The organism is Anaerotignum faecicola, from assembly GCA_024460105.1.
In the GTDB taxonomy this organism is placed as follows: Bacteria; Bacillota; Clostridia; order Lachnospirales; family Anaerotignaceae; genus JANFXS01.
Genome location: JANFXS010000593.1, coordinates 1 through 387 on the forward strand (window position 1 = coordinate 1; position 387 = coordinate 387).

Genomic DNA, 387 nt, shown 5'->3' on the forward strand with positions numbered 1-387 from the left:
TTTAACATCTGTCGTTTTTCAATCCTTACATACCCAGGATTTTCAATTACAATAGATTCTTGATTTTTCCTAACAACAATCCCACGTCCCACATAAAAATCTACATTTACCAGACAGTTAGCAAGCGCCTCCCTCAGTACTTTATGCACCGGCGTATCATCAATACGATTCCCACCCTCCAATTTGAAAGGTATTTTTATATCTTTAATCAGTTTATTGTAAACTCTAAAATAAAAATCAAACAAATTTCCTGACCAGTCTCCTGAACTGGAATGCAGTCTGTCTGTCCATCTTATTGTTGGATCTAAAACTTCTCTATAGTCTAAAAAATACTCCGGGAATTCGCGAGCTATATGATATTCCGCTCCCAACATCAACAGGCCGGCC

At 37.7% G+C, this 387-nt stretch carries 1 protein-coding gene; it reads right to left on the reverse strand.

Annotated features, from left to right (window positions below):
• A partial coding sequence (locus tag NE664_15545) for an AAA family ATPase (protein MCQ4728047.1) occupies window positions 1–374 on the reverse strand: 374 nt, incomplete at its 3' end.
• Between the last annotated feature and the right edge of the window lie 13 nt (window positions 375–387).